General features: G+C 56.0%; 1 protein-coding gene. It reads right to left on the bottom strand.

Annotated elements, in window-relative coordinates:
* A partial coding sequence (locus tag Abci_RS14020) for an IS5/IS1182 family transposase (protein WP_048839787.1) occupies window positions 1–475 on the bottom strand: 475 nt, incomplete at both ends.

Below are 475 nucleotides of genomic sequence, written 5' to 3'. Positions count from 1 at the left end.
GCGACAGCTTTGACGGCTTGTCCTGCCAGTCTTCGGGAATACGGCCTGCCCGGAGATCGGCTTTCTCGGCGTTCGTGTTGCGCTGCTTTGGAGCAGCCACCAGCGTTGCATCCAGGATCTGGCCCGACATCGGCAGATAGCCTGCGTGCTGCAGGGTTGTATCAAAGCGATTGAACAGACCCTCGATCGCTCCCGCCTGCGTCAGGCCCTCACGGAACAGCCAGATCGTTTTGGCATCAGGAACACGATCTGAAAGCCCCAGCCCAAGGAAGCGCATGAACGACAGGCGATCGTTGATCAGATACTCTGTACGTTCATCGGACAAATTGTTCAGTGTCTGGATCACCAGGATTTTGAACATCAGCACTGGATCAAATGGCGGTCGTCCACCCTTGCTTCCATCGGAATACGCCAGAGCCTTCTCCAGATCAGGACGGAACGCTTCAAAATCCACAGTCCGGGAAAACGCTTCGAG

The organism is Acetobacter cibinongensis (genome assembly GCF_000963925.1).
GTDB lineage: Bacteria > Pseudomonadota > Alphaproteobacteria > Acetobacterales > Acetobacteraceae > Acetobacter > Acetobacter cibinongensis.
This window is presented reverse-complemented; position numbering and strand designations above follow the sequence as displayed.